Below are 8,953 nucleotides of genomic sequence, written 5' to 3' on the forward strand. Positions count from 1 at the left end.
TAAGTGCAAAAAGAGCAAAATATATTAGTAACAGACGATGTATGCAAGGAGAGATGGGCATATGAAACGATTTTTGACGGCCCTCCTGTGCGGGGCGCTGCTCCTGCAGCCGGCCCTGCTCAGAGCGGCGCCCCAGGCCGGCCAGGAAGAGACTGGGCAGGAGGAAAGCGGGCAGGAGGAAGCGGGGGCAGGTCCCCAGGTGGGTTCACCCTCTGCTTTTCTGATGGAGGCGTCCACAGGAAAGTCCGTCTACGAGAAAAACGCGGATGAGAGACGGCCCCCTGCCAGCGTGACGAAGATCATGACCCTGCTTCTCATCTTTGACGCTCTGGCGGAAGGGAAGATTGCCCTGGAAGACCAAGTGACCGTGTCCGAGTATGCCGCCTCCATGGGAGGCTCTCAGGTCTTCCTGGAGCCGGGGGAGGTGCAGACGGTGGACACCCTGATCAAGTGTATCGCCGTAGCAAGCGCAAACGACGCATGTGTAGCCATGGCAGAGCATATCTGGGGGAGCGAGGAGGAGTTTGTGAAGCACATGAACGAGAGGGCTGCCGGACTTGGCATGGAGAACACCAGCTTTGTCAACTGTAACGGCCTGGATGCGGAGGGGCATTTGACTACCGCCAGGGACATAGGGACCATGTCCAGGGAGCTGATCCTTACATATCCCCAGATCCGGGATTACGCCTGCATCTGGATGGAGGACATCACCCACACCACGGCAAAGGGGAGCAGCACTTTCACCCTGGCCAACACCAACAAGCTGATCCGCCAGTACGCCTACGCCACAGGCCTGAAGACCGGCTCCACAGACGACGCCGGCTTCTGCGTGTCCGCCACGGCCGAAAAGAACCAGATGGAGATGATCGCGGTGGTCATGGGGGCGGAGACCTCAAAAGACCGGTTCAGGGACGCGGTGACTCTTCTGGACTATGGCTTTGGAAAGTGTGTCAAATATGTGGATGAGGGCATCCAGAGCCTGGAGCCTGTGAGGGTCCAGGGAGGCCAGAAGAGACTGGCGGCTGTCAGCCAGAAGGAGCCTTTCCAGTATGTGGACACGGAAGGGGCGGACCTGACAGCCATTGAGCGGGAGTATCAGCCCCAGGAGAAGCTGACAGCCCCTGTCAAAGCGGGGGATAAGGCGGGAAGCGTGGTCTACACACTGGACGGCGCCGAGATCGGCAGGGTGGACATTGTGGCGGTGGAGGATGTCCCGAAGGCCACCTACCAAAGCTCCCTGGAGCAGACCCTGGAGCTGTTCTTCCCGGCCTAGCCGGAAAGCAGGCATTAACTGGAAGAGCAGACGCGAAAGAAAGTTGCAAAACAGGGAAACAGATTATATAATCATTACCAGAACTGCCCAGAAGGCGGCAGACAGATAAGGGAGGAACGCGAAATGTGGAAGAAGCCGCTTGCGCTGCTTGGCGCGTCTGCCCTGGTGTGCGCCGGGGAGATGGCAAGGGAATTGTCCACCTTCCGGGTGAGACGCTACAGGGAAGAGATACCGGGAATGGAGAGAGGGAGCAAGATCCGGATGGTCTTTCTCTCAGATCTTCACGGAAAGGAGTACGGAAGGGAGAACCGCAGGCTCCTGGAGCAGGTCGAGAGGGAGGAGCCGGACTGTATCCTGGTGGGCGGCGACATGCTGACCCGGACACAGCCGGAGACTGACAGGACGGCAGCCGCTCTCATGAGGAGGCTTGCGGCTGTGGCCCCCGTCTATGCCGCCAACGGAAACCATGAGCAGAAGATGAAGGAGAACAGAAGACAGTACCAAGACCGGTATGAGAGATACCGGGACGCCCTGATGGGGGCAGGCGTACACCTGCTGGAAAACGAGACCTGTCTGTTTCAGAAGGGGAGCTTCCAGGCTGCGCTGACAGGCCTGGAGATCCCCCTTTCCTGCTACAGTCATTTCGGGAGGGAAAAGCTGCAGACAGAGGAGATAAAAAGGAGGATCGGGGAGCCGGAGGGAGAGGAGTACCACATCCTCCTGGCTCACAACCCGGCCTGCATGGACGCCTACTGGGACTGGGGTGCGGATCTTGTCCTGTCCGGGCATCTCCACGGAGGCGTCGTCCGGCTGCCCCTTGCGGGGGGAGTCATCACGCCTCAGATGCAGCTTTTCCCCAGATATTCAGGAGATATGTACAAAAGAAGAGACGGGCGAAGCTGTGTGGTCAGCCGGGGGCTGGGAACCCACACAGTCAATGTCCGTCTCTACAATATGGCTGAGCTCGTCAGCCTTTCCTTTACAGGTAAATAGGCCTAAGGCCGGTGCACCCGGAAGACGCCCACTCCAAGAGCCCCCGCCCCGGTGTGGCAGCCGATGCTCATGGTGAGAGGATAGTGGACGATCTCCATATCCGGAAAACATTCCTGATACTTTTCCTTCCAGGAGAGAAACTCTTCTTCGTCCATGTCCGTCTCGGCCATGCCAAGCTTCAGGACGCCCTCGTCCCTCAGATGGGAGAAGCGCGTGTCTATATCCTTTCTTACCGCCCTGCACATAGTCCGGAAGGCGGCCTTCATGCCCCGGACCTTGGCGAAGGCATCCAGTTTGTCCCCCTGGATGGTGAGGACAGGCTTCAGGTTCAGCACCGTGCCCACCGCGGCTGCGGCAGGAGTGATGCGCCCTCCTCTTTTCAGGTATTTCAGGGTGTCCACCGCAATGTAGATGCTGGCATCCAGCGCCTCGCTTTCAAGCTGCTCCTTGATCTGTCGTCCCGTCCTTCCCTCCCTGGCGAGGAAGTAGGCGTCCAGCACGGACTGGGTTTGGGTGACAGAGATCCGGTGGTTGTCCACCACATGGACGCGGCCCTCAAAGTCACCCTCAGAGGCCAGAGCCAGAGCGCTGGCGCAGGAGGTGGAAAGTCCGCTGGACATGGGGATATACACGACCTCCCGGTAATCCCGCAGGAGGGAGGCCCACATGTCCATCACATCTCCGGGGGAGGGGAGGGATGTGCTGACAGCGGCGTCAGAGGCCAGCTTCCGGTAGAACGCGTCGGCAGTGATGCTCTTCCCCTCGTAAAAGGTCTCACCATCGATCAGGACAGGCATGGGAATGATATGGATGTCGGAATAAGGCTCGCACCCCGGCATGATCCCGCAGTTGCTGTCCGTCATAATAGCAATGTCTGACATAGTATTCTCCTTTACAGTTCCATGATATGACTTAAAAACTCAAAATATCTTACACATTGACCGATATTTTAACAGATGTTAAAATATTATAGCAGAACAAAAAATAAAACTCAATGACAGACCATCCGTTTTTGTCAGTTATTTATACAGATCGGGGGAAATGTAATGGAAGACAGACGCATTACGAAGACAAAGAGAAATCTGAAGAGCACCCTCATCTCCATGCTTCCGGAGCAGCCCTTTGAGCAGATCTCCATCACGGAGCTGTGTGCCAGGGCGCAGATCAGCAGGATCACCTTCTACTCTCACTACAGCGACAAGTACGCCCTGGTGGACGAGATCTTTCAGGATATGGTGGTCCTGGGCACGGAGGACTATGAGAGGAAACAGCGAAAGAACAATCCGGGAAGGGACGAGGTGCTCAGCTACTGCAACATCCTGGATGCCATTATGGAGCTGTACTACAGCCATTTTGACTTTTTCCATTACACGGCGCCGGACAAAAATCCCTACCTTGCGTTCGCCTTCTACAGCATCGTCCTGGAGACGGTGGAGAAGCACACAAAGAGGATGGAGAGGCAAAGCCGGCTTAAGTACTCGCCGAAGAGGATCGCCGGTTTTCTCTGCTACGGGATCATCGGCTTCATCAACGAGGGACACGCAGAGCGCATTCCGGTGGAAAGGCAGCAAAAAGAGGCCAAGGAGCTTCTCATGGGCATTCTACGGTCCCGAGTGCTCATACAGCTTTAGAAAAACTGTTGAGAAAAGAGCAAAGGTCAGATATAATAGTATGGTTAAGTCAGGAAAGAGCGGAGGATGTCTGTGGGATTAGAGGTAAAGCTGCAGGTGTTTGAAGGCCCTCTGGACCTTCTTCTGCACCTCATCGACAAAAATAAAATAGATATCTACGACATTCCTATCGTGGAGATCACAAATCAGTACATGGAATATATCCACGCCATGGAGAGGGAGGACCTGAACGTGATGAGCGAGTTCCTCCTCATGGCGGCCACACTGCTGGACATCAAGTGCCGGATGCTGCTTCCCAAGGAAGTGAACGAGGAGGGGGAGGAGGAAGACCCCCGGCAGGAGCTGGTGGAGCAGCTTCTCCAGTACAAGATGTACAAGTACATGTCCTACGAGCTCCGGGACCGGCAGGTGGAGGGCGAAAGATCCCTGTACCGGGAGCCGGACATACCGGAGGAGGTGCAGGACTACGTGGAGCCTGTGGATCTGGACAAACTGCTGGACGGGCTGACCCTGTCCAGGCTGAACAGCATTTTCCGGGAGATGATGCGCAGGCAGACGGAGAAGATCGATCCCATCCGCAGCCGCTTTGGAAAGATCGAGAAGGAGGAGGTCTCCCTGCCGGAGAAGCTGGACTATGTGGAGGAGTACGCCGGAACCCACCCCGCCTTCAGCTTCCGGCAGCTCCTGTCAAGGCAGGGATCCAGGGTACAGCTTGTAGTCACCTTCCTGGCCGTGCTGGAGCTGATGAAGACAGGCAAGATCAGGGTTCTGCAGGAGCAGCCCTTTGACGATATCCTTATCACCTCCATGATATGCGGCGGGGAGCGGACAGCGCAAGAAGAGCAAAGAGAAGAAGGGGAAGTATAAAGTGGAGATAAGCAGACTAGAGGGTATCATAGAAGCCATTCTTTTTACTATGGGGGACTCCGTGGAGCTCTCCAAGATCGCGGCGGCCATCGGCCATGACGAGGAGACGACCCGCAAGGTGATCCACAACATGATGGATAAATACGAGACGGACGACAGGGGAATCCACATCATTGAGCTGGAGGACTCCTTCCAGATGTGCACAAAGCCCCAGATGTACGAGTATCTCATCAAGGTGGCAAAGCAGCCCCGCAGGTACGTGCTCACGGACGTGCAGCTGGAGACGCTCTCCATCATCGCCTATCGCCAGCCTGTCACAAAGCTGGAGATCGAAAAGATCCGGGGAGTCAAGTCAGACCACGCGGTGAACAAACTGGTGGAGTATGATCTCGTGTGCGAGGTGGGACGGCTGGACGCGCCTGGAAAGCCCATCCTGTTCGGGACAACGGAGGAGTTCCTGCGGCGCTTCAGCATCCACTCCCTGGACGAGCTGCCGGGGATCAACCCGGAGCAGATCGAGAATTTCAAACACGAGGCCGAGGAGGAGGCCCAGCTGAAGCTGGACGTATAGCCTGTTCGGGCGCAAGACATATTTTTCGGTCACGGGGCATACATATAAGTTAACTGCGCGGATGCTTCGGGTCGTGATGTGTATGAGAAGACCGGAAAAAGGTCGGTTATATAGAAAATGGTATGGAATGAGAAGGATAAAGAGGGCCGGTATTCTCCTGGCGCCTGTCCTCCTCTTTATCTGGCTGGCGTTCTGTCCTTCCATGCGGGGGATGGCTGCCGGTGCCGGGGAGGGGGAGACGCCGGAGGAGCTGGCCCAGCTCTACGCCCGGTCAGCGGTCCTGATGGACGCTGACAGCGGGCGTGTTTTATTTGGAAAAGACGCGGACACAGCCCGTCCCATGGCCAGCACTACCAAGATTATGACGTGCATCCTGGCGCTGGAGACGGCGGACCTGGAGATGGAGTGCTCTGTGTCGGAGGAGGCTGCCTCCCAGCCGGAGGTCCGGCTGGGCGTCCGGGAGGGGGAGACCTACCGCCTGGAGGATCTTCTCTGCTCCCTGATGCTGGAGTCCCACAATGACAGCGCTGTAGTGATCGCGGAGAACACAGCCGGGAGTGTGGAGAAATTTGCCGGGATGATGAACCGGAAGGCGGAGGAGATCGGCTGCCGGGACACCTATTTCATCACTCCCAACGGCCTGGACGCCTCCGATGGGACCGGGATCCACTCCACCACAGCGGCCGACCTGGCCCGGATCCTTAAGTACTGTATCACCCAGTCCCCAAAGAGGACGGCCTTTCTCGACATCACGGGGAAGGACAGCTACACCTTCACAGACCTGTCCGGTCAGAGGAGCTTCTCCCTGCAAAACCACAACGCCTTTCTCACCATGATGGAGGGGGCTCTCACGGGAAAGACCGGATTTACAGCGGACGCCGGATACTGCTATGTGGGAGCTCTGGAAAACGGGGGACGCACCTTTATCGTAGCCCTGCTGGCCTGCGGGTGGCCGGGCAACAAGGGGTACAAGTGGGAGGACACAAAGAAACTGATGCAGTACGGGATTGACCACTACCAATATGAGACGGTCACTCTGGACCGGCCCCTGCCAGCCCTTCCTGTTTCCGGCGGCTCGCCGCCCTCCGGCACTCTGGAGGGGGAGGCTCTGGCTCTCCTTGCGTCAGAGCCCATCCAAAAGGAATTCCTTCTGGCGGAAAACGAGACGGTGACTGCCAGCATCGACCTGCCGGAGAAGCTGACTGCCCCGGTGACAGAGGGGCAGGAGGTGGGGAGTATCCGCTACTGCGTCGGGGATTTTCCGGTGGCAGAGCAGAAGGTAACGGCGGCTGCAAAGGTGCCGGAGCGAAGCGCCCTCTGGTGTTTCAGCCAGGTCTGCGCCCGCTATTTTGCGGGGAAGAATAAGATAAATCAATAAAAATGATTAAATTTACCACTTTTCTTTTGGGCATATGTATGATAGGATAGACGGGTATTAAAAAAGAACAATAAAGTTGATAAATATTCTGCTTTTTGTATTGCTGAAAGGAAGAGATGAGACATGAAGAATTTTGAGAAGTATGAGCGGCAGTATTTCATGCCGCCGGAAGTCACCTACGACTGGGTGAAGAAAGAATACATAGACCAGCCTCCCATCTGGTGCAGTGTGGACTTGCGGGACGGCAACCAGGCCCTGATCGAGCCTATGAGTCTGGAGGAGAAGCTGGAGTTCTTTGAGCTGCTCGTAAAGGTGGGCTTCAAGGAGATCGAGGTGGGCTTCCCGGCTGCCTCTGAGACAGAGTACAACTTTATGCGAGCCCTGATCGAGAAGAACATGATCCCAGACGACGTGACAGTCCAGGTGCTGACCCAGGCCAGAGAGCATATCATCAAGAGGACCTTTGAGGCTGTGAAGGGTGCGCCCCACGCTGTCATCCACCTGTACAATTCCACTTCTGTGGCTCAGAGAGAGCAGGTGTTCAAAAAGGATAAAGAGCAGATTAAGAAAATTGCTGTGGACGGTGCAAAGCTGCTGAAGAAGCTGGCGGACGAGACAGAGGGAAACTTCACCTTTGAGTACAGCCCGGAGAGCTTCTCAGGGACAGAGGTAGACTATGCCGTGGAGGTGTGCAACGCAGTCCTGGACGTGTGGAAGCCCCAGGCGGACAACAAGGCCATCATCAACATTCCCACGACTGTGGAGAACGCCATGCCCCACGTCTTTGCATCCCAGCTTGAGTATGTGCACAAGCATCTGGCCTACAGAGACAATGTGGTTCTCTCCCTCCATCCCCACAACGACAGGGGCTGCGGCGTGGCCACAGCGGAGCTTGGAATACTGGCCGGCGCTGACAGGATCGAGGGAACCCTGTTCGGAAACGGTGAGCGGACAGGAAACGTGGATATCATCACCCTGGGCATGAACATGTTCTCCCACGGTGTGGACCCGAAGCTGGACTTCTCCAACATGGAGGAGATCAAGGAGACCTACGAGCGGCTCACAAGGATGACTGTGGATGTGCGCCAGCCCTATGCGGGCGAGCTGGTCTTCACCGCCTTCTCCGGCTCCCACCAGGATGCCATCGCCAAGGGCATGGCCTGGAGAGAGGAGAAGAAGTGCGACAAGTGGACTGTTCCCTATCTGCCCATCGATCCCCAGGATGTGGGAAGACGCTACGACTCAGACGTTATCCGCATCAACAGCCAGTCCGGAAAGGGCGGCGTGAACTATATCCTGAAGCAGAGCCACGGCATCAACCTTCCGGAGAAGATGCGTGAGGAAGTGGGATACCTTGTGAAGGGTGTCTCCGACAAGGCGCACAAGGAGCTGACACCGGAGTGGGTATACCAGATCTTTACGGACAACTACGTGAATGCGAAGACAGTGTTCTCCATTGACGAGTGCCATTTCCGCCAGGCGGACGGCATCATCGCCGACGCCACCATCCACCACGGCAATGACGAGCAGGTGGTGACCGCCTCCGGAAACGGACGTCTGGACGCAGTCAGCAACGCCATCAAGCAGTACTTCAACATCAGCTACGAGCTGCGCTACTACGAGGAGCACTCCCTCACCAGAGGATCTTCCTCCAAGGCGGTGGCCTACGTGGGCATCATCTCCCACGAGAAGACGTTCTGGGGCGTTGGCATCGACGCGGACATCATCCGCGCCTCCATCGAGGCCCTCATCGTGGCTGTGAACAAGATCGAGGAGCTCAGCACCGCTGACCCGGTGAAGGACGCCCGCATGATCGAGATCATGAACTACATACAGGCCAACTACATTGACGTGACGCTGGATGACCTGGCAGAGAAATTCTATCTCTCCAAGCCCTACCTTTCCAAGTATATCCGGGAGAAATCAGGGATGACCTTCGGAGACCTTGTGAAAAAGATCCGCATGAAGAAGGCCAGAGCGCTCTTAAAGAGCAGCAACATGACCGTGGAAAATATCGCCCTGTCCGTGGGCTATCAGAATGTGGAGCACTTTAACAGGCTCTTCAAGAAAGCGTACAATATGACACCGGTACAGTTCCGGAACCAGAAATAAGACGAGACAGAAGAAAACGGCTGCCTACACGCAGCCGTTTCAGACTGTAGACAAAGTCCCCGGTTTACCCCGGGGCTTTTCTATTGTAGTTATCAACATTTCAATGATCCTTCCGGTTTTTATCAAGA

The 8,953-nt window shown here is 56.2% G+C and carries 8 protein-coding genes; 7 read left to right on the forward strand and 1 reads right to left on the reverse strand.

Annotation, left to right across the window (positions count from 1 at the left end):
- The first annotated feature begins 61 nt into the window (after nt 1–61).
- Nucleotides 62–1,273, forward strand: a complete 1,212-nt coding sequence (locus NI21_RS0107285) for a D-alanyl-D-alanine carboxypeptidase family protein (protein WP_033125561.1) — start codon at nt 62–64, stop codon at nt 1,271–1,273.
- Between the two features lie 123 nt (nt 1,274–1,396).
- A complete protein-coding gene (locus NI21_RS0107290; RefSeq protein ID WP_033125562.1) occupies nt 1,397–2,266 on the forward strand; it encodes a metallophosphoesterase in 870 nt (289 codons plus the stop codon).
- Nucleotides 2,267–2,268: 2 nt separating this feature from the next.
- Here the strand turns inward: NI21_RS0107290 and NI21_RS0107295 are convergent, their stop codons facing one another.
- Nucleotides 2,269–3,147 (reverse strand): DegV family protein, encoded by an 879-nt coding sequence (locus NI21_RS0107295; RefSeq protein WP_033125563.1) that lies wholly within the window; start codon nt 3,145–3,147, stop codon nt 2,269–2,271.
- Between the two features lie 165 nt (nt 3,148–3,312).
- Between NI21_RS0107295 and NI21_RS0107300 the strand changes: the two genes are divergently transcribed.
- The 5 genes from NI21_RS0107300 (at nt 3,313) to NI21_RS0107320 (ending at nt 8,825) form a co-directional block, all read left to right on the forward strand.
- Nucleotides 3,313–3,897: a TetR/AcrR family transcriptional regulator gene (locus tag NI21_RS0107300; RefSeq protein WP_033125564.1), complete on the forward strand. Its 585-nt coding sequence runs from the start codon at nt 3,313–3,315 to the stop codon at nt 3,895–3,897.
- A gap of 66 nt (nt 3,898–3,963) precedes the next feature.
- Nucleotides 3,964–4,764 carry a ScpA family protein gene (locus NI21_RS0107305; RefSeq protein WP_207742258.1) on the forward strand — a complete coding sequence of 267 codons (801 nt, stop codon included), beginning with the start codon at nt 3,964–3,966 and terminating at the stop codon, nt 4,762–4,764.
- 1 nt (nt 4,765) lies between these two features.
- A complete protein-coding gene (scpB, locus tag NI21_RS0107310) occupies nt 4,766–5,335 on the forward strand; it encodes an SMC-Scp complex subunit ScpB (protein ID WP_033125565.1) in 570 nt (189 codons plus the stop codon).
- A 127-nt stretch (nt 5,336–5,462) separates the two neighbouring features.
- A complete protein-coding gene (locus NI21_RS0107315; protein WP_033125566.1) occupies nt 5,463–6,713 on the forward strand; it encodes a serine hydrolase in 1,251 nt (416 codons plus the stop codon).
- A gap of 123 nt (nt 6,714–6,836) precedes the next feature.
- The gene (locus NI21_RS0107320; protein ID WP_033125567.1) at nt 6,837–8,825 is read left to right on the forward strand and encodes a 2-isopropylmalate synthase; all 1,989 of its coding nucleotides are present in this window, start codon (nt 6,837–6,839) and stop codon (nt 8,823–8,825) included.
- Nucleotides 8,826–8,953: the final 128 nt, after the last annotated feature.

The sequence above is a fragment of the Eubacterium sp. ER2 genome, assembly GCF_000765215.1.
In the GTDB taxonomy this organism is placed as follows: domain Bacteria; phylum Bacillota; class Clostridia; order Lachnospirales; family Lachnospiraceae; genus Claveliimonas; species Claveliimonas intestinigallinarum.

Excerpts from the sequence above, each read along its gene's own strand:
- NI21_RS0107285 (WP_033125561.1), top strand. The coding sequence starts at position 62 with ATGAAACGATTTTTGACGGCCCTCCTGTGCGGGGCGCTGCTCCTGCAG.
- NI21_RS0107290 (WP_033125562.1), top strand. The coding sequence starts at position 1,397 with ATGTGGAAGAAGCCGCTTGCGCTGCTTGGCGCGTCTGCCCTGGTGTGC.
- NI21_RS0107295 (WP_033125563.1), bottom strand. The coding sequence starts at position 3,147 with ATGTCAGACATTGCTATTATGACGGACAGCAACTGCGGGATCATGCCG.
- NI21_RS0107300 (WP_033125564.1), top strand. The coding sequence starts at position 3,313 with ATGGAAGACAGACGCATTACGAAGACAAAGAGAAATCTGAAGAGCACC.
- NI21_RS0107305 (WP_207742258.1), top strand. The coding sequence starts at position 3,964 with ATGTCTGTGGGATTAGAGGTAAAGCTGCAGGTGTTTGAAGGCCCTCTG.
- NI21_RS0107315 (WP_033125566.1), top strand. The coding sequence starts at position 5,463 with ATGAGAAGGATAAAGAGGGCCGGTATTCTCCTGGCGCCTGTCCTCCTC.
- NI21_RS0107320 (WP_033125567.1), top strand. The coding sequence starts at position 6,837 with ATGAAGAATTTTGAGAAGTATGAGCGGCAGTATTTCATGCCGCCGGAA.